The following is an 18,021-nucleotide window of genomic DNA, read 5'->3' on the forward strand; positions in this document are numbered from 1 at the left end:
CGGGGGTCATGGCGATCTCGGCTCCGGTGTTGGCGCAGACGCAATCGCCCGAAGCTACTGAGGTCGGCGAGATCGTCGTCACGGGTTCGCTGATCCGTCGCGACCCGACCACTGCGCCGACGCCGCTGCAGCAAGCGACCCGTGAAGAAATCCTCGCTTCCGGCCAAGGCAACATCATCGACTTCCTCGCCGACATTCCGGCGCTGCAGAACAGCCAGACGCCGGAAGATACGACCGGCGGCTTCATCGGCGTCGGCGGTCTGTCCCTGCTCAACCTTCGTAACCTGGGTAGCGACCGCACCCTGGTTCTGGTCGATGGCCGCCGCCACGTCGGTGGACCGCAAGGCTCCTCGGCTGTCGATGTCGACACCATTCCCACCCCGCTGATCGAACGCGTCGAGATCATCACCGGTGGCGCATCCGCGCTTTATGGTGCGGACGCCGTGTCGGGCGTGGTGAACTTCGTCATGCGCACCGATTTCGAGGGTCTCGAATTCGAAGGCGCTGTCGGGCAGTTGGCTCAGGGAACGTCAGAGTTCAACAAGCGCGCCTCGGTCATTGGCGGCGTGAATTTGTTCGATGATCGCCTGAACCTCTACGGGTTCGCGGAGTATCAGACGTCCGACCGGATAAACGACAACGATCTGGATATCGACTGGCTGACCTCAAACACCCGTCTGTCGACCGTCGATGTCGATCCGGCCGGCGCGCCGAATGACGGCATCTACGACATCGTCCCCCTCAGCAACCTGCGTACGCTGGGTCGCCCGATCGGCGGCATCCTTTCGCTGGCGAACGGCGTTCGTCCCAGCCCTGCGTCCGACCCGGACATCCCATTCGGCAACTGCTCCGCTGCTCAGAACCCACAAGCCTTCTCGTCGGGCATCTGCTTCTCGTCGAATCCGGGTCTGGCGTACCAGTTCCGCGCCGACGGAAGCGCCTATCTGGCCGACTTCGGCTCGGGACGCACCGTTGGGGCCGTCAACCGCACCACCACCATCGGTGGATCGGGCGACTCTTTGGTGTTCCAGGAGATCAACCGTCTTCCCGAGCAGGAAAACAAGCGCTTCCAGGTCGGCGCAAATCTTGATGTCACCAGCAACATCAAGGCTTTCGGTGAAGTCAAATACGTCAGCGAAACCAACACCGACGTCTTCCAGCCGCACTTTATCGACCTGGGCATTCGCCAGTTCGGCGCGACCGAGCAGGCCTCGCTATTAGGCACCATCCTTGCGGGCGAGATCGGTCTGGATAACGCGTATCTCGATCCGTCCGTTCGGGCCGCCATCGTGGCCAACACTCGCGCTGTCTACAACTCTGCGGGCGTCCAAACGGGTACGGTCGCCGATCCGCGGGCCCAGTTCCGCATGTTCAGCTATGACCTTGGCTTCCGCCCGACGGTCGCCGAACGTGAGTTGACCCGCTTCGTCGGTGGCTTCCGTGGCGACATCGATCAGTTCGCCTTCGTGAAGGATATCAACTGGGAGATCGGCTACACCTACGGCAAGGTCGAATCGACAACTGTCGAGCCGGAAACCATTGATGTCGAGCGCTTCCTGTATGCAGCCGATGCGGTCCGCGACACGCTGAACGAGACGGGCAAGGGCGCGAACGCAATCGTCTGCCGCGTTCAACTGCTGGCCGCTCGCGGCATCGGCATCGAAAGCCAGAACGATGGTTCGATCTTTGCCGCGAACGATCCCACCATCGCGGGCTGCGTGCCGCAGAACATCTTCGGTCAAGGCGGCCAGATCGCTGCTCGCGATTACATCCTGACCTCGCTGACCACCGTCGACATCAACGAACAACAGGACGTTCGAGCGTTCGCCTCGGGCAGCCTGTGGGACTTCTGGGGCGCCGGCCCGATCGGTTTCGCCATCGGTGGCGAATATCGCAAGGAGTCGACCAGCCAGGATCTGACGCAGTTCGGCAATCGGGTCATCTTTGGCAATACCGGTGATGACCGTCCTGAAATCAGCTATGATGTCAGCGAAGCTTTCGCCGAAGTTCGCATCCCGCTGCTTCGCGATGTTCCCTTCGCCGAACGCCTCGAGATTTCGGGCGCCTATCGGACCTCGAACTACTCCACCATCGGCACGGCAGACACCTATAGCGTGCAGGCCTTCTGGCGTCCGATCCAAGACATCGCCTTCCGTGGCACTTACGGCGAAGCGGTTCGCGCACCGAATCTGGGCGAACTGTTCTCGTCCGCCTTCGACACCTTCCCGAATCTGACTGACAACTGTTCTTCGGCGATCATTAATTCGACGGCGGATGCGCGTATCCGTCAGAACCGCATCACGAACTGCGCCCTGTTGGGTATTCCGACGACCTACGTCGATCCGAACCCGACCTCGTCCAACGAGGGCAAGAGCGGCGGCAACCCCAACCTGCAGGCCGAAACCTCGCTCAGCTACACGATCTCGGCGATCCTGACGCCGCGCTTCGCGCCCGGTTTCAGCTTCACGGCGGACTACTATTCGATCGATATCGACAATGCGATCGCCACGCTCAGCGCTCAAACCTTGCTGAACCTGTGCACCGACGAGGCGGCTCTGAACACCTCGGCCTGTTCGAACTTCACGCGTCGTCCTGCCGGCGATCCGCAGGAATATGAAATCAGCGACTTCCTGGAAGGGCCGTTCAACTTCGCCGGTCTGCGCGCTCGCGGCATCGATTTCCAGGGACGGTATGGCTTCGAAACGTCGGACCTCTTCGGGTCTGATTACGGCAAGATCGATCTGGGCGTCTCGGGCAACTATCTGATCCGTCGCCAAGACTTCACTAACCCGACGGATCCGTCGATCGCGACGAACCTGGATAAGGCTGCGAACAACCCGCGCGTTCGCTTCCGCACCAGTGCAACCTGGTCGAAGGGGCCGCTGGCCGTGACCTGGAGCACCGACGTGCAGATGGCGACCATCATTGTCGATCGTCGCCAAATCCTGGCTAACCTGGATAACCGCGAAACCGGGTATTTCACGACCGGCAACTTCTACCAGAACGACCTGTCGTTCTCCCTGGACGTGAGCGACAAGGCGACTGTGCGCGGCGGGGTAAACAACATCTTCGACGCAGAGCCGTCGATCCAGGCGGGTCTCCAGGATCAGTTTGACCTGTTCGGTCGTCGCTTCTTCGCTTCGGTCACCGTCAAATACTAAAGTCCGAACCATAACGACGGAAAGGGCGGTCCAAACGGACCGCCCTTTTGCGTTGTGCGGCAGAATCTGCGGTCAAGCTTTTGGTTTGTGGTGTTCTTTCGCCCGACTCACATTATCGCCGTAACCTTCTCTTAACCTTCATGGGCGCAATCCTTAACGCGCTCATAACCAAAGCGATTCGGCGGGGCGGTCGGTTGGTTTGAAGGGGCGGGTCAGCAGGTCGGAAAAAGAAATGTCGCTCTCATTGGTCAAGCCGCAACACACTGAACTGAAGCCCCGCATCGTCGTGTTCGGCGTCGGCGGCGCCGGCGGCAACGCCGTGAACAACATGATCGACGCCGGCCTCGAGGGGGTCGAGTTCGTCGTGGCCAACACCGACGCGCAGCACCTCAGCTTCGCCAAGACGGATCGTCGCATCCAACTGGGCGAGACGATCACCCAGGGCCTGGGCGCGGGCGCCCATCCCGAAGTCGGCATGAACGCCGCCGAGGAATCCGCCGACGAAATCCATCAGCACCTGGAAGGTGCGCATATGGTCTTCATCACCTGCGGCATGGGCGGCGGCACCGGCACCGGCGCGGCCCCCGTCATCGCCAAATGCGCGCGCGATCGCGGCATCCTGACCGTCGGCGTCGTGACCAAGCCCTTCACCTTCGAAGGGCGTCACCGCATGCGCCTGGCCGACGCGGGCGTCGCCGAGCTACAGCGCTATGTCGACACCCTGATCGTCATTCCGAACCAGAACCTGTTCCGCGTCGCCAACGAACGCACCACCTTCGCCGACGCCTTCGGCATGGCAGACCAGGTGCTGCACTCGGGCGTGCGTTCGATCACCGACCTGATGATCCTACCCGGCCTGATCAACCTGGACTTCGCCGACGTGCGCGCCGTCATGTCCGAGATGGGCAAGGCGATGATGGGCACGGGCGAGGCCTCGGGCGACGACCGCGCCCTGCTGGCCGCCCAGAACGCCATCGCCAACCCGCTGCTGGACGAGACTTCGCTGAAGGGCGCCAAGGCCGTACTGGTGAACATCACCGGCGGTCTTGACATGACCTTGCTTGAAGTCGACGAGGCCGCCAACGCCATCAGCGCAGAAGTGGACGGCGACGCCAACATCATCTTCGGCGCGGCCTTTGATCCGGCCCTGGACGGCAAGATCCGCGTCTCTGTCGTCGCCACCGGCATGGACGAGGGCGAGATCAAGCGCATCGAGCCCATTGCCCCACCGGCTGCCAGCGCGCCGCTGGCCGGTCATGACGCCCGCCGTTCGGCCGGCGGCCTGTACGGCACCCAGCCGCGCGCGCCGGAACCGACGCGCGACAATTACCGCGAGCCGGTCCGTGCGGAAGCCCCGCGTGCGCCCGAACCCCGCATCGAGGCGGCGCCGGTCGTGCCGACCTTTCAGGCCCCTGCCGCTCGCGAGCCGGAACTGCGCCCCGAGCCGGTGATCCGGGTCGCGGAACAGCAGCCGCGCGCCCTGGACCCCATCGTCGATCCGTGGGTCGAGGAATATGAGACCCGCGCCCCGGCGCCGCGCGTTGCGCCGCAGGGCGACCTGTACGCCGAACGTGAACGCGCCGCGCCTGTCGCGCAGCCCCAAGCCGACGACGGTTATGACGACCGCGATCACCGCCGCAGCGGCTGGAGCCTGTTCGGTCGCGGCAAGCGCACCCAGCCTCAACACGAGGCCTCCTATGCACCCCAGCCCACGCATCAAGCGCGTGGGTCGGTCCAACCGGCGCAGCAATCGGAACCGGAGGCGGGACAGGCCGATGACGACCTGGAAATCCCATCCTTTCTCCGCCGTCTTGCCAACTAGACAACCCAAGTGACGATGGAACGCCCCGGAGCCCGGCTCCGGGGCGTTCTTCGTTTCAGGATATGTCCCAGACCGAAACAATCCGAAACCGGACTTTGATTTCGCAGTTGCGGCATGCCCGCTACATGAAACCTAGGGCGTAATCCGCACAGGGTGCGGCGCGCAGAACCAAGAGCGAGTTTGAGTTTGTCGGTCAGAAACGACCATCACGAACACACCATCGTCGCCCCGGCCATCATCGCCGGCGTCGGGGTGCATACCGGCCGCCGCGTGCGGCTGGCGGTTCGGCCTGCGCCTTCGGGCACGGGCATTGTCTTCGTGCGCACCGACATTACCGACCGCGACAACCGCATCCCGGTGTCGGGCGAGGCCGTCGTGGACGCCCGCCTGAACACGATGATCGAGAACGGCGCGGGCGTTCGCCTGTCGACCATCGAGCATCTGATGGCCGCCTTCGCCGCGCTGGGCGTGTCGAACGCCGTGATCGAGGTGGACGGACCGGAGCTGCCGATCCTGGACGGGTCGGCGCTGGAGTTTGTGCAACTGCTGGATCGGGCCGGTTTCCGTCCGCAGCCGACGCCGCAACGCTATATCGAGATCCTGGAGACGGTACACGTCACCGAAGGCGACAAGCACGCGGCCCTGCTGCCGTGCGACCGTTACGAGATGCGCTTCGAGATCGACTTCCCGTCAGCCGTGATCGGCAACCAGATCATCGACTTCGTCGTGGACGAGCCGACGTTCCGCAAGGAAATCATGGCCTGCCGCACCTTCGGCTTCGCCCATGAGGTCGAGGCCCTGCGTCAGGCGGGCCTGGCGCGCGGCGGCTCGCTGGAGAACGCCGTGGTGATTGATGGCGACGAAATCCTGAACCCCGGCGGCCTGCGCATGGAACGCGAATTCGTGCGTCACAAGGCGCTGGACGCCATCGGCGACCTGTATGTCCTGGGCGCGCCCCTGCTGGGCCGCTACGAGGGCTACAAGGCGGGCCACGCGCTGAACAACCGTCTGGTGCGGGCGCTGCTGGCTGCGCCACATGCGTGGCGCGAAGTGACGCGCGTGCCGGAGCTGGCGCGAGCGGGCTAAACCCCGATCACCGAAATCAACCGCCCGAAATCCGGTTCGCCGTGCTGGAACGCCCGGCGGTTGGAAAAGAACCGTTCCGCATCCGCGCAGGTGTCGTGGCCGGTCCAGACGGCCTGGCCGACGCTGGCTTGCTGGAGCCGCCACAGGACGAAGCCGGGCAGGTCGAACTGGCGTTTGTCGTCGGTCTCGCCGGGGTGGAAGAAGCGGTCGCTGCCGGGATCGTGGTGGGTGAAGCGGTCCTCGAAATCGACCCCGACCTCGTAGCTGGCGGGGGCGATGCACGGGCCGACGACGGCCAGGGTGCGGCTGGGATCGGCGCCCAGGGCCTGCATGGCGGCGACGGCGGAATGGATTACGCCGCGCAAGGCGCCCTTCCAGCCAGCATGGACAGCGGCGACGATGCGGGTCTCGGGATCTGCCAGCAAAACCGGCGCGCAGTCGGCGGTGAGCACGGAACACAACAGGCCGGGCTCGGCCGAGACGACGGCGTCGCCCTCGGGCCGGTCGCCACGCCAGGGGCCTTCCGCCACGCGGGCGACGGCGGAATGGATCTGGTAGCAGCCGTTCAGATGGTCGGCGTCGGCATTGAAATGGGCGGCGACGCGGCGGCGGTTCTCGGCGACGGCGGCGGGATCGTCCTTTGAGCCGACGCCGGCGTTCAGGCCTTCGTAGAGGCCGGTCGAGACCCCATCCGCGCGGGTGAAGAAGCCGTGGGCGATGCCCGCGGCGGTGAGAAGCGGATGGGTGATGGGGGCCAGATCGCTCATACCCCCACCTATATCAGGCGTCCCAGCCGGGCACGACCAGGGATCGGGGCGCAAAGATCGCGGCGGCCTTGAACAGGCGTCCCATCTGATCGTCGCCGGTCAAGCGGTCGAGCTGGCGCGCGATGACGGCGGCGGCTGTGGGTCGGCTGGTCGTCAGGGCCTCGGCGCGGGCCTGGATGCCCAGCAGGCGCAGGAACTCGCCCTGGGGCAGGCAGCCGGTGACGTCGGCGCCGGTGCGGACGGCGGCCTCCATGATCAGGGGGAAGTCGGCCCACTGGGTCAGGTCGGCCTCGCCCGGTGTCGAGAGGGGATCGACCTTTTGGTGACGGCGCAGGGCCTGGAGGGTGTCGCCGGCCTCGGGCCGGGCGCGGCCGTAGTCGATCAGCAGGGCGGCGCCCGAGGCGGCCTTCATCAGCAGGCCGAGGTCGCGGCCGAAGAGGGCCTGCTGCTCCGAGATTTCCAGGATGCCGCCCGGCGCGATATCGAAGTCCGGCTTGTGGAAGCCGCCGGAGATCGCGGTCAAGCCGAAGATCAGGTCGCCGTCGTCGGTGACGCCGATGCGGCGCTCGGCCCAGCCGCCATCGGCGCGGACGAACTGGCGCGCGGGCATGCAGTCCAGCACCTCGTTGGCGATCAGGATGACGGGGGCGTCGGTCTCGATCCGGGTCAGGTCGCGCACCCAGCGCGGCGACAGGTCGGCGCCGGCCAGGGCCTTGGCCTGAAGATCGCGCAAGGGCGCGCTGGGTTCGATCAGGATCAGGTCGCAGGCTTCGAGAAAGCCGGGAACCAGGCGGGCGGCACGCAGGGCGTCGGTCATCAATGTGCCGTCGCCCGGGCCGACCTCGACCAGGCGGAACCGCTCGGGGGCGCCCAGCCGGTTCCAGGTCTCAACCTCCCACAGGCCGATCAGTTCGCCGAACATCTGGCTGACCAGGGGGGCGGTGATGAAGTCGCCGCGCGCGCCCAGATCGGGTCGCGACGCATAGTAGCCGCCCTTGGGATCGTGCAGGCAGCGGGTGACGTAGTCAGCGACCGTCATCGGACCCGTCAGGGCGATCTCTCGCGCCAGACGGGTCTTGAGGGTTTGCGCCTCGCTCATGCCTCGGCGGCAGCCGGCGGACGCTTCCACGCGCGCCAGATCAGCCAGGCGCCGACCAGGACCATCGGGATCGACAGCATCATCCCCATGGTCAGACCCAGGGGGAAGTCGGGCATGCCGAAGTCAGGCTCGCGCACATTCTCCAGCGCGGCGCGGCACACGCCGTAGCCGACCAGGAACAGGCCGGTGATGTAGCCGGGCTTCCTGAGCAGGTCGAACTTCCAGATCGCAATGGACAGGATGGAGAACAGGACGATCCCTTCCAGCCCCGCCTCATAGAGCTGGCTGGGGTGACGGGGCGCGTCGCCGGCGGGGCAGAAGCCGTACATCTGTTCGATGCGGGCGTTGCAGAAACGCACGGCCCAGGGGACGGTCGTCTCGCGGCCCCACAGCTCGCCATTGATGAAGTTGGCCAGCCGGCCGAACATCAGGCCGATGGGCACCACGGGCGCGACGAGGTCGCCGAGGCGCAGCATGTCGATCTTCTGAGACCGGGCATAGAGGACGATGGCCACGACCACGCCCAGGAAGCCGCCGTGGAAGCTCATGCCGCCGGTCCAGAGCTGGAACAGTTCGAACCGTTCGCCCAGCGTCTGGCCGGTAAATAGCTGGCCGTACATGACCGGCTTGTAGAAGAGGGCGTAGCCGAGACGGCCGCCCAGGATGATGCCCAGCACGATCCACAGCACCAGGTCGTCCAGTTGCGTCGTGGTGACCGGCGGCTTGCCCGGCGCCCACAGCCGCTGGGTCTTGGCCAGGCGCGCGGCATACCACCAGCCCAGAACGATGCCGGCGACATAGGCCAGGGCGTACCAGCGGATCGGAAGCGGTCCGAGGTGGATCAGAACCGGATCGAATTCGGGAAAGGGCAAGGGGCGTTCCTGTGAAGGGCAGTCTCTGAGAGGCGGTTTAGCAAGCGTCGCAGCGTCCGTCGCCTGTGAAGACGAATAACAACGCCTTGATGGCGTCCGCGAAGCAGCAGAAAGAAAGGTTTCGTTCACCATAGTCGGTGAACCTTCGTTAACGACGTTGAGGTCGGAGCCGCCATGCAGACCCGCAATCCCATCCTGGACGAGTTCGCCAAGCTGACGACCGGTGCCATGGGCCTGGCTCAGGCCGCCGGCGAAGAGGCCAAGACCGCCTGGCGCGGGCAGGCCGACCGGATCGCCGCCGAGATGGACCTGGTCCGCCGCGACGAATTCGATGTGCTGAAGGACGAGATCGCCGCTCTGCGGGCCGAGATCGCAGAGCTGAAGGCCGCGAAAAAGCCGGCCGCAAAGCCTGCGAAGGGAACGTCCACAGATGGAACTCAACCCGGGGACGCAGCCGGTTGAGCCGAATCTGCGAACAGGCTTACCGTTCTGTTAACGCCCGCGATTCTCGCGGACGCAGCTCGAATCGAGACAATTGATGGATATCGCCCGGCCAGAGGAGATGGACGTGCCCTTCGACCCGCTTGAGGTCGTCGAGCATGTTCTTACGGCCGAGAATCTTCCGTTCGACCGCACCGATGACGGCGACCTGGCCTTTGCTTTGGCCGGCGACTGGAAGGATTACGAGCTGTGGTTCGCCTGGCGGCCCGAGGGTGATTGCCTTCAGTTGTGCTGCGCGCTGGACCTGAAGGTGGCCAAGAGCCGCAAGACCGCCGCCTATGAGTTGGTCGGCCTGATCAACCAGCGCACCTGGATGGGCCATTTCGAAGTCTGGGCCGAGGACGGCGAGATCGTCTTCCGTCACTCGCTGGCCCTGCCCATGGGCGAGCGCCCGACCCTGGCACAGGCTGCGTCCATGATCGACGCCGCCATCGAGGCCTCGGATCGTTACTACCCCGCCTTCGACTTCATGGTGCGCGGGAACAAGAAGCCGCAGGAGGCCATCGACGCCTGCCTGTTCGAGACCGTCGGCACTGCCTGATGCCAAGCGCGGCTTCCGTGTCGGGCCCTGTCGTCCTGGTTGGCTGCGGCCGACTGGGGTCCGCCATTCTGGAAGGCTGGCTGCTGACCGGGACGGTGGCGGCGTCCGACCTGATCATCCTCAGCCCGTCGGAAAAGCCGGCCGCCGAGGCGGCGCGGGCGCAGGGCGCACGGATCAATCCGCCGCTGGAGACGCTGACCGAGGCCGGCGTCATCGTGCTGGCGGTCAAGCCGGCCCTGTGGCGCGAGGTGATGGCCCCGCTGGCGCCGTTCCTGAACGACCGGGCCGTCATCCTGTCGGTGATGGCGGGCGTGACCGCGCCGACGCTGGCGGAAGGGATCGGCGGCTGGCCCATCGTGCGGGTGATGCCGACGACCGGCGTGTCGCGTGGACGCGGAGTCGCCTCGGTCTGGTCGGCAGATGCGCGGGCTGAGGATATCGGGCGCGCACTGTTCGAGCCGATGGCCGAGACCGTGGTTCTGGCCGACGAGGCCCTGATGGATGCGGCGACGGCGGTGGCCGGATCGGGCGCGGCCTATTTCTACGCCTTCACCGAGGCCTTGGCGCGGGCCGGGGAGGCGGCGGGTCTGGATGGGGCGACAGCGGATGTGCTGGCGCGCGCGACGCTCAGGTCCGCAGCGGATGCGATGGGCGACGATGGGCTGGAGGCCCTGATCGGCCGGATCGCCTCGCCCGGCGGCTCGACCCGCGCCGGGCTTGACGCCATGGCGAAGGACGGCCGCTTGAAGGCGATGCTGGACGAGACGGTCGCGGCGGCTGTGAAGCGCAACCGCGAGATGGGTTAGAAGCGCCCGCGCTCGATCTGATTTCCGAAGCGCTCGAACGCGCGGTCGGCGTCGCGCCAGACGCTGTAGCCCCAGACATCCGCGATGTTGGGCGAGAAGTAGGAATAGTTCACCGGTAGGGTCTGGCCGTCCGCCGTGACGATCTCGCCCTTGATTGCGGCGCCGCCGATCGAGATGCTGTTGATGGGGTCGAGGCCCGGCGTCTGGCGCACCTGCTCCCAGGTCGGGCGGTTCGGCTTCAGATCGACCAGAATCAGATTGGCCGTGGCGCCGGGGTAGCGTTGCTCCAACGCCTTGCCGACCTCGGCCTGAAGCCCGGCGATCTGTTCGTTGACCTCGCGGTCGCCGAGCTTTTCGACCTGACGCTGAAGTTCCGGGCCGACCGTGACGTTCACGGTCGGGGCTTGCGCCTGGGCCATGGCGGCGGCTGCGAGGGTCGCGGCCAGGGGTGCAAAGAAGGCAAGTCTACGCATCGAATTCATCTCCAAGCCCTGTCGGAACCAAGATGAGCCTTGCGGCGCCGTTTCGCCAGACCCCAATCGGCGAAAGCTGAAATGCCTCAGGCGGTCTCGGCGACCGTGACGGTTCCCGGCACGCGGATGGTGGCCTTCAGCCCGCCCAGGTCGCTGCGGTCCAGGGTGACGTCGCCGCCGTGACCGCGCGCCACGTCGCGCGCGATGGCCAGGCCCAGGCCCACGCCCTTGCGGTTCTGGTTTCGGGAATCGTCCAGGCGCGAGAAGGGGCGGAAGGCCTCGTCATACATGGCCTCGGGGATGCCTGGCCCGTCGTCCTCGACGATGATCTCCAGTCCGCCGGACGCCAGGGCGCGGCCCGACAGGCGCACATGTTCGCCGTGGGAGGCGGCGTTGCCGGCTAAGTTCACCAGCGCACGCTTGAAGGCCAGCGGGCGCACGGACGCCGTCATGCCCTCGGGCACCAAAACCTGAACCTCGGCGCCGGCGCGCCGGGCGTCTTCGCCTGCCGCCTTGAGCAGGTCGGAGATCGAGATCGACTTGGGCGGTTCGCCCGCCTCGCCGCGTGCGAAGTCGAGATATTCGTCGATCATATGCTCCATCTCGTCCAGATCGCCGCGCATGGCGGCCTGGCGCTTGAACGGAGGGGCCAGGGCCAGTTCGAGACGCAGACGGGTCAGGGGCGTGCGCAGGTCGTGGCTGACCGAGGCGAGCAGGGCGGTGCGCTGGTCGATGTGGCGCTGGATGCGGTCGCGCATGGCCATGAAGGCGACGGCGGCGGCACGCACCTCGCGCGCGCCATGCGGCTTGAACCGGGGCACGGTTTCGCCGCGCCCGAAGGCCTCGGCCGCATCGGCCAGCCGCTCGATTGCGCGGACCTGATTACGGATGAACAGGATGGCGACGCCCATCAAGAGGACGGTCGCGACCGCCAGCCACAGGACGAAGATGTGGGCCTGGGTCGCCACGGCTCGCTCGCGCGGGGCAATGATGCGCAAGACGCCCTGCGGCTCCTGCACCTGGATGTCGACATAGGCGGGGTAGCGGGTGGTGTCGAACCAGTAGGGGCGGTCCACACGGGCGTCCAGCGCACGGTCCAGCACGCGGTCCACCACGCCGATGGGGCCGCGCCGCTCCTCCGTCGGCAGGGTGCGGCCTTCCTGAAGCACGATGGACAGTGACATGGACCGTTCGGCGCGATTGGCCAGCTTTTCCAGGTTCGCCGGGCTGGGATCATCCTCATAGCTTTCCACAGCCCAGGCGACGTCGCCGGCCAGGCCCTCGGACAGGCGGGCGGTGACGGTCTGCCAGTGGGCGTCGAAGAAGACCCAAGTCACCGCCATCTGCATTACCAGCACCGGCAGGACGATGATCAGCAGCGACCGGCCCCACAGCGAGGTCGGTAGGCGCCGCTTCAGGAATCGCGGCCACAGATAGGCGGGCAGCAGCCGCATCGGATCAGTCGGGCGCCAGCATATAGCCGACGCCGCGCACCGTCTGGAGATAGCGCGGGTTCTTGGGGTCGACTTCCAGTTTGCGGCGCAGGCGCGTTACTTGAACGTCTACGGCGCGGCCGGTGATGTCGGCGGTGTCGGGCGACAGGCTCATCCGCTCGACCGGCGCATGGGCGTGCAGCGCCAAAGTTTTGAGCAGTTGCGCCTCGGCCTCGGTCAGGCGCTGGGGCGCCCCGTCTCGGATCAGCTCCAGACGTTCCATGTCGAAGACGGCGGTTCCCAGCTTGATCTCCTTGGGACCGATCGGCTTGCCGCCGGTGCGGCGCAGGATGGCGTCGATGCGCAGGACCAGCTCGCGCGGCTCGAACGGCTTGGACATATAGTCGTCGGCGCCGCGCGACAGGCCCTCGATCCGATCCTCGGGATCGCCGCGCGCGGTCAGCAGCAGCACCGGCGTCTTGGACAGTTCGGCCTTGCCGCGAACCCAGCTGGTCAGGTCCAAGCCGCTTTCGCCCGGCATCATGACGTCCAGCACGACCAGATCGAACTCGATAAGCTCCATCATCCGCTTGGCGGCGGCCGCGTGGGCGGCGCCGGTGACCCGGTAGCCTTCGCGCGCCAGGAACTCCTTCAACAGCTCACGGATGCGATCATCGTCGTCGACGATCAGCAGATGACGGCCCACGCCGGGGCCGGCAATGGGGCCCGAACGGCCGTGCGAGCGCGATTCCGTCATGCTCATGCGACGTTTCCCCCGCTGCGGGCGTTGACCTGAGCGATTCGTGAGGCTCTAACACCGTCAATTTCGCGGGAGACGTATTTCAATGGCCTTCGTTCCTTTCGACGATCGTGACGGCTGGATCTGGGTGAATGGCGATTTCGTCCCTTGGAGGGAAGCGAAAACGCACGTTCTGACCCATGCCCTGCACTATGGCTCGTCGGTCTTCGAGGGTGAGCGTATGTACGCCGGCGAAATCTTCAAGCTGACGCAACATTCGGAGCGCCTGAAGCGGTCCGCCAACCTGCTCGACTTCGAGATACCCTACAGCGTCGCTGAAATCGACGCCTTGTGTAAGGAAACCTGCGCCAAGAACGGCCTGACGGATTGCTACGTGCGTCCCGTCGCCTACCTCGGCCCTGAACAGACCAGCGTTTCGGCCCTGAACAACAAGGTCCACCTGGCCATCGCTGTGTGGGACTGGCCCAGCTATTTCGACCCCGAAGTCAAGGCGCGCGGCCTGCGTCTGGAATGGTCCAAGTGGCGTCGTCCCGATCCGGCGACGGCGCCGACGACGGCCAAGGCGGCAGGTCTGTACATGATCTGCACCATGTCCAAGAACACGGCCGAGCGTAACGGTTTCGCCGACGCCCTGATGCTGGACTGGCGCGGCTATGTCGCCGAGGCGACCGGCGCCAACGTCTTCTTCGTCAAGGACGGTGTCATCCACACGCCGGACGTCGAGCACATCCTGGACGGCATCACGCGCCAGACGGTGATCGAGATCGCCCGCGAGAAGGGCATTGAGGTCGTGGTGCGCGACATCAAGCCGGAAGAACTGTCTGACTTCTCGGAATGCTTCCTGACCGGCACGGCCGTCGAAGTGACCCCGGTCGCTGAGGTCGGCGAATACCGCTTCACCCCCGGCGTCTTGTCGCTGGACCTGATGGACCACTACGGCAAGCTGGTGCGCGGCCAGCTCTAAGGCTCTACCAACGCAGGGCGAAGCGGCCGACGGCGGCGCCGATCAGGCCCGCCGTCGCGACGCCCAGCGTATACCAAGTGGCGACGAAGGCGGCGGTGGCTTCTCCGCAATGCAGCAGGCCGTAGGCTGTGGCGGCGATACCGCCCGCCGTCACGCCCAGGGCCAGTCCGGCCGCCGCAGGACGTGTCGGCGCAAGCTTGCGCACGGACAGGAAGACCAGCGGCGCGGCGAAGGCCGAGACCAGCAGAATGTTGCGCCCGCAGATGGTCCAGGTCTGGCCCAGCCAACTCGCCAGGCGTTGGTCGGGCGGCGTCAGGCTCATTTCGATCCCGCCCCACAGAACCACGACGCCGACGATAGACATCAAGGCGACGGCTGCCGGGCGCGGATCGACGCCGGGTCGGCCCAGGCGCGTCGCCAACCAGATCGCGGTTCCAGTGAGCGCCGCCGTGTAGATCGCCTTCAACCACGGCGTTGCGGCCTGAAGCGCCTGACCCAGGTCGGGGCGCACGCCCAGCAGCAGGATCACCGCCGTGACGGCTGCAAGGCCGGACACCGCCAGCAGGGCGGGGTTGGGTCGAGCGGGCTTGGCCGGCTCAAGACCCGCAGCCAGGGCGTCGATGAGGTCGTCAGTCTTCATGGGAGTCCACGCTGGCGACCAGCGTCTTCATGGAACGGTGGACGCTGACCTTGGCCGCGCCCTCGGTGAAGCCGTTGCGCGCGGCGGCCTCGGCCAGGCTGAAGCCGCCGATGCGGACGTCTTCGACCAGGCGGCGCTGGCGCAGCGGCAGGATGGACAGAACCTTCTTCAGATCGCGCCGGACCACGCCGTCTTCGACGGTATGCTCGGCCAGCAGAACCGACGCCTCCTCCAGCGGCACATCGTGGCGGCGACCCTGGCGACGGAAGTGGTCGATCAGCTTGTAGCGGGCGATCGCATAGGCCCAGGCCGTAAACGGCAGCGACCGATCATAGGTCGCGCGCTTGGCGTGAATGGCGATCAGGCAGTCCTGCACAAGATCCTCCGCATCGGCTTCATGGCCGATCAGGCGACGTTTGAAAAAGGGCGTCAGAGCGCCGCGCATTTCGGACAGAAGGGCGCGCCAGGCCACGGGATCTCCATCGAGGCCCCGCAACATCAGACGTTTGAGCTCGGCTTCCTTGTCGACCACGCAGTTCCCCATTCGCGCCGGACAGGACGGAGGTTACAGGGTCGGCGTGAAAATCGGTCGAAATATTTTCGGTAACCTTCGCCGCATCGACATCGAACCCTTTCCTGTCAGGCCGATCCGCCACGGATTGACCCTCACACAGGAAACGATCCCATGAACACCCCTCTCAAGATGATGATCGGCGCAGGCGCCTTGCTGGCTCTCGGCGCAAACGCCGCCGCCGCGCAAAACCGTCCTACCGCGCAACAAGAGAACGCGATGGAAAAATGCTACGGCGTGGCCAAGGCCGGTCAGAACGATTGCGCCGCCGGTCCCGGCACGACCTGCGCAGCCACGTCGGTTCGCGACTATCAGGGCAACTCCTGGAAGCTGGTCGCCAAGGGCACCTGCGCCTCGATCCAGACGCCCAAGGGCAATGGTTCGCTGACCGCGATCCCGAACCGCTGATGTCCCCGTTTCCGACCGCTGGACTGGGTCTGAAGCCCCAGCACTATTCGGAGGCCGCGGCCTGTCCGGCGGTCGGAGCCCAGAGCGGCCTGTGGTTCGAGGTTCATCCCGAGAACTACATGGTCGCAGGCGGTCCTCGCCTGTCGTGGCTGGAGACGGTGCGCGCTGCGCGGCCGCTGTCGCTGCACGGGGTGGGACTGTCCCTGGCCGGCGACGAAAGGCCTGATGTCGAACATCTGGCCCGCTTCCGCGCCCTTATAGACCGGTTCGAACCCTTCGTGGTGTCCGAGCATCTGGCCTGGTCGCGACGCGGCGGGGTCTATCACCCCGATCTTCTGCCCGTGCCGCGCAGCCGCGAGATGCTGACCCTGGTGTGCGACCATGTGGACGAGGCGCAGCGCGCCCTGGGACGGCCCTTGTTGATCGAGAACCCATCCGCCTATCTGGCCCTGGCCGATCATGACTGGGACGAGGTGGATTTCCTGGTCGAGATCGCTCGCCGCACAGGCTGCGGCCTGCTGATCGACGTGAACAATGTCCATGTCAGCGCCTCCAACATGGGTTTTTTGGCCGAGGCCTGGCTGGACGCCGTGCCGGGCGAGTTGGTCGGTGAAATCCATCTGGCGGGCCATCGCCCAGATCCGGTTTGGGGCGAGGCCCTGTTGATCGACAGCCATGACGCCCCGGTGTCCGAGGCCGTCTGGGCGCTGCACGACCGATTGGTGTCACGCATCGGCGCCCGGCCGACCCTGGTCGAGCGTGACGGCGACATTCCCGAATTCTCGGTGCTGCTGGCCGAACAGGCGCGCGCCGCCCAGGCGCTGGCCGCCGTGGAGATCCTGTCATGACCGCCTTTCACGCTGCCTTCGATGCGGCCCTGAGCGGGGATTGCGACGCCTTGTGGCCCCACCTGGAGCCGGGCGACCGGACGCTGGGCGCCCTGGCCGTCTATCGCAACACCGCGCTCAAGGGACGAATCGACGCCCTGGAGGCCAACTATCCGACCGTGTTGCAGATGGTCGGCGAGGAATGGTTCCGCGCAGCCGCCCGCGACTTCGTAGAACAACAGCCCGGCGACGCGCCGGTTATGGCGGACTACGGGGCGAACTTCCCCGATTGGCTGGCGCGGTTCGAGCCGGCGCGGGACATGGCCTATCTGGCCCCCTGCGCGCGGCTGGATAGGGCCTGGACCGAGGCGCATCTGGCCGAGGACGCCGCGCCGCTGGATGCGCGACAGGCCGGCGCCCTGGGACTTGGGCTGGCCGGGATGACAGGACGGCTGCATCCTTCGGTTCGGCTGTTCTGGTTCGATTGGACCGCCCCATCGCTGTGGCTGGCGCACCGATATCCCCAGACTGAGGTTCCGCTCGATTGGCGCGCCGAGCCTGAGGGCTTGCTGGTTCGCCGGCCGGGCAGGGTGGTCGAGGCGGATCGGGTGACGCGGGCCGAATGGGCCTTCCTGGACGCCTGCCGCAAGGGGCGGCCGTTCGGCGTCGCTGCAGCGGCGGCCAAGGACGCCCGGCCCGATACCGATCTTCCCGCCCTGTTCGCCGGCCTGCTGGCGCGCGGCGTCTTCGATTCAACCCCGAGCACCAAGGTCCGACCATGAACCCCGTCGCCCAAATCCACCAGAGGATCACCGCCGCCGTGCCGGAGGCGGGGCTGGCCCTGCTGTTGCGCCTCGGGATCGCCGCGCCCTTTTTCCTGTCGGGCCGGACCAAGGTCGAGGGGCTGCTGACCATCACGCCCTCGACCCAGTATCTGTTCGCTGAGGAATATCGCGTGCCCCTGCTGTCGCCCGACGTGGCGGCCCATATGGCGACCTATTCCGAGCACCTGTTCCCGATTCTGATCGTGCTGGGTCTGGTGACCCGCCCGGCGGCGGCGGCCTTGCTGTTCATGACCCTGGTGATCCAGGTGTTCATCGAGCCGGGCGGCTGGCCGACGCACCTGCTCTGGGCCGGCCCGCTGGCCTATTTGATCTCGCGGGGGCCAGGCGCCATCAGCCTGGATCGGTTGCTGAAGATCGACTGATCCACCCGGGCCTCTTGCCAGCCGCGTCACTTTGTCCTTGAAGCGGGGTGAGACCGGCGGACCCGCCGGATACGGGGATCGTC

The 18,021-nt window shown here is 66.3% G+C and carries 19 protein-coding genes; 11 read left to right on the forward strand and 8 right to left on the reverse strand.

All coding sequences use genetic code 11. From position 1 onward, the window contains the following. The first annotated feature begins 8 nt into the window (after nucleotides 1-8). From CHRYSEO8AT_RS10375 to lpxC, 3 genes are all read left to right on the forward strand, one after another. On the forward strand, nucleotides 9-3,161 hold the full coding sequence (locus CHRYSEO8AT_RS10375) for a TonB-dependent receptor domain-containing protein (RefSeq protein WP_159849752.1): 3,153 nt from the start codon (nucleotides 9-11) through the stop codon (nucleotides 3,159-3,161). 232 nt (nucleotides 3,162-3,393) lie between these two features. Continuing rightward, on the forward strand, nucleotides 3,394-4,983 hold the full coding sequence (gene ftsZ, locus CHRYSEO8AT_RS10380; RefSeq protein WP_159849753.1) for a cell division protein FtsZ: 1,590 nt from the start codon (nucleotides 3,394-3,396) through the stop codon (nucleotides 4,981-4,983). Nucleotides 4,984-5,169: 186 nt separating this feature from the next. After that, nucleotides 5,170-6,069 carry a UDP-3-O-acyl-N-acetylglucosamine deacetylase gene (gene lpxC, locus CHRYSEO8AT_RS10385; RefSeq protein ID WP_159849754.1) on the forward strand — a complete coding sequence of 300 codons (900 nt, stop codon included), beginning with the start codon at nucleotides 5,170-5,172 and terminating at the stop codon, nucleotides 6,067-6,069. Here lpxC and pgeF read toward each other — a convergent pair. The 3 genes from pgeF to lgt are packed head-to-tail and all read right to left on the reverse strand — an operon-like array spanning nucleotide 6,066 to nucleotide 8,807. After that, nucleotides 6,066-6,836: a peptidoglycan editing factor PgeF gene (gene pgeF / locus CHRYSEO8AT_RS10390; RefSeq protein WP_159849756.1), complete on the reverse strand. Its 771-nt coding sequence runs from the start codon at nucleotides 6,834-6,836 to the stop codon at nucleotides 6,066-6,068. The two genes, lpxC and pgeF, sit on opposite strands and share 4 nt — an antisense overlap. A gap of 13 nt (nucleotides 6,837-6,849) precedes the next feature. Next, nucleotides 6,850-7,935, reverse strand: a complete 1,086-nt coding sequence (locus CHRYSEO8AT_RS10395) for a class I SAM-dependent methyltransferase (protein WP_159849758.1) — start codon at nucleotides 7,933-7,935, stop codon at nucleotides 6,850-6,852. After that, nucleotides 7,932-8,807, reverse strand: a complete 876-nt coding sequence (lgt, locus tag CHRYSEO8AT_RS10400) for a prolipoprotein diacylglyceryl transferase (protein ID WP_159849760.1) — start codon at nucleotides 8,805-8,807, stop codon at nucleotides 7,932-7,934. Before lgt ends, CHRYSEO8AT_RS10395 begins: the two co-directional genes overlap by 4 nt. A gap of 174 nt (nucleotides 8,808-8,981) precedes the next feature. On the opposite strand from lgt, the gene CHRYSEO8AT_RS10405 reads away from it, so the two are divergent. The 3 genes from CHRYSEO8AT_RS10405 (at nucleotide 8,982) to CHRYSEO8AT_RS10415 (ending at nucleotide 10,655) form a co-directional block, all read left to right on the forward strand. Further along, nucleotides 8,982-9,269 carry an accessory factor UbiK family protein gene (locus CHRYSEO8AT_RS10405; RefSeq protein WP_159849762.1) on the forward strand — a complete coding sequence of 96 codons (288 nt, stop codon included), beginning with the start codon at nucleotides 8,982-8,984 and terminating at the stop codon, nucleotides 9,267-9,269. A 76-nt stretch (nucleotides 9,270-9,345) separates the two neighbouring features. Continuing rightward, nucleotides 9,346-9,849, forward strand: a complete 504-nt coding sequence (locus CHRYSEO8AT_RS10410; protein WP_087119719.1) for a YbjN domain-containing protein — start codon at nucleotides 9,346-9,348, stop codon at nucleotides 9,847-9,849. A gap of 17 nt (nucleotides 9,850-9,866) precedes the next feature. Then, nucleotides 9,867-10,655: a pyrroline-5-carboxylate reductase gene (locus CHRYSEO8AT_RS10415; RefSeq protein WP_236547505.1), complete on the forward strand. Its 789-nt coding sequence runs from the start codon at nucleotides 9,867-9,869 to the stop codon at nucleotides 10,653-10,655. Here the strand turns inward: CHRYSEO8AT_RS10415 and CHRYSEO8AT_RS10420 are convergent. The 3 genes from CHRYSEO8AT_RS10420 to CHRYSEO8AT_RS10430 all read right to left on the reverse strand — a co-directional run bounded on the left by CHRYSEO8AT_RS10420 (nucleotide 10,652) and on the right by CHRYSEO8AT_RS10430 (nucleotide 13,318). Further along, nucleotides 10,652-11,128: a hypothetical protein gene (locus CHRYSEO8AT_RS10420; RefSeq protein ID WP_201304407.1), complete on the reverse strand. Its 477-nt coding sequence runs from the start codon at nucleotides 11,126-11,128 to the stop codon at nucleotides 10,652-10,654. The genes CHRYSEO8AT_RS10415 and CHRYSEO8AT_RS10420 overlap by 4 nt on opposite strands. A gap of 86 nt (nucleotides 11,129-11,214) precedes the next feature. Then, entirely contained in the window at nucleotides 11,215-12,582 is a 1,368-nt protein-coding gene (locus tag CHRYSEO8AT_RS10425) for a HAMP domain-containing sensor histidine kinase (RefSeq protein ID WP_159849768.1), read from the reverse strand. A gap of 4 nt (nucleotides 12,583-12,586) precedes the next feature. Next, the gene (locus CHRYSEO8AT_RS10430; RefSeq protein ID WP_370514252.1) at nucleotides 12,587-13,318 is read right to left on the reverse strand and encodes a response regulator; all 732 of its coding nucleotides are present in this window, start codon (nucleotides 13,316-13,318) and stop codon (nucleotides 12,587-12,589) included. Between the two features lie 88 nt (nucleotides 13,319-13,406). Here CHRYSEO8AT_RS10430 and CHRYSEO8AT_RS10435 point away from each other — a divergent pair, with 88 nt between their 5' ends. Then, nucleotides 13,407-14,285, forward strand: a complete 879-nt coding sequence (locus tag CHRYSEO8AT_RS10435; protein ID WP_159849773.1) for a branched-chain amino acid aminotransferase — start codon at nucleotides 13,407-13,409, stop codon at nucleotides 14,283-14,285. Between the two features lie 4 nt (nucleotides 14,286-14,289). On the opposite strand, the gene CHRYSEO8AT_RS10440 is transcribed toward CHRYSEO8AT_RS10435, so the two are convergent. Both CHRYSEO8AT_RS10440 and CHRYSEO8AT_RS10445 read right to left on the reverse strand, forming a co-directional pair. Next, nucleotides 14,290-14,925, reverse strand: a complete 636-nt coding sequence (locus CHRYSEO8AT_RS10440) for an NrsF family protein (RefSeq protein WP_159849775.1) — start codon at nucleotides 14,923-14,925, stop codon at nucleotides 14,290-14,292. After that, the gene (locus CHRYSEO8AT_RS10445) at nucleotides 14,915-15,457 is read right to left on the reverse strand and encodes a sigma-70 family RNA polymerase sigma factor (RefSeq protein ID WP_159849777.1); all 543 of its coding nucleotides are present in this window, start codon (nucleotides 15,455-15,457) and stop codon (nucleotides 14,915-14,917) included. The genes CHRYSEO8AT_RS10440 and CHRYSEO8AT_RS10445 overlap by 11 nt, the downstream gene beginning before the upstream one ends. 153 nt (nucleotides 15,458-15,610) lie before the next feature. Here CHRYSEO8AT_RS10445 and CHRYSEO8AT_RS10450 point away from each other — a divergent pair, with 153 nt between their 5' ends. Genes CHRYSEO8AT_RS10450 through CHRYSEO8AT_RS10465 form a run of 4 tightly spaced genes read left to right on the forward strand, consistent with a single transcriptional unit; the run spans nucleotide 15,611 to nucleotide 17,938 of the window. After that, entirely contained in the window at nucleotides 15,611-15,904 is a 294-nt protein-coding gene (locus tag CHRYSEO8AT_RS10450; protein ID WP_159849779.1) for a DUF2282 domain-containing protein, read from the forward strand. Then, complete coding sequence (locus CHRYSEO8AT_RS10455) at nucleotides 15,904-16,752, forward strand: DUF692 domain-containing protein (protein WP_159849780.1); 849 nt, start codon at nucleotides 15,904-15,906, stop codon at nucleotides 16,750-16,752. Before CHRYSEO8AT_RS10450 ends, CHRYSEO8AT_RS10455 begins: the two co-directional genes overlap by 1 nt. Then, the gene (locus CHRYSEO8AT_RS10460; RefSeq protein WP_159849781.1) at nucleotides 16,749-17,513 is read left to right on the forward strand and encodes a DNA-binding domain-containing protein; all 765 of its coding nucleotides are present in this window, start codon (nucleotides 16,749-16,751) and stop codon (nucleotides 17,511-17,513) included. Before CHRYSEO8AT_RS10455 ends, CHRYSEO8AT_RS10460 begins: the two co-directional genes overlap by 4 nt. Beyond that, the gene (locus tag CHRYSEO8AT_RS10465) at nucleotides 17,510-17,938 is read left to right on the forward strand and encodes a DoxX family protein (protein WP_159849782.1); all 429 of its coding nucleotides are present in this window, start codon (nucleotides 17,510-17,512) and stop codon (nucleotides 17,936-17,938) included. The genes CHRYSEO8AT_RS10460 and CHRYSEO8AT_RS10465 overlap by 4 nt, the downstream gene beginning before the upstream one ends. The last annotated feature ends 83 nt before the right edge of the window (nucleotides 17,939-18,021 follow it).

The sequence above is a fragment of the Brevundimonas sp. G8 genome (genome assembly GCF_902506205.1).
Taxonomy (GTDB): domain Bacteria; phylum Pseudomonadota; class Alphaproteobacteria; order Caulobacterales; family Caulobacteraceae; genus Brevundimonas.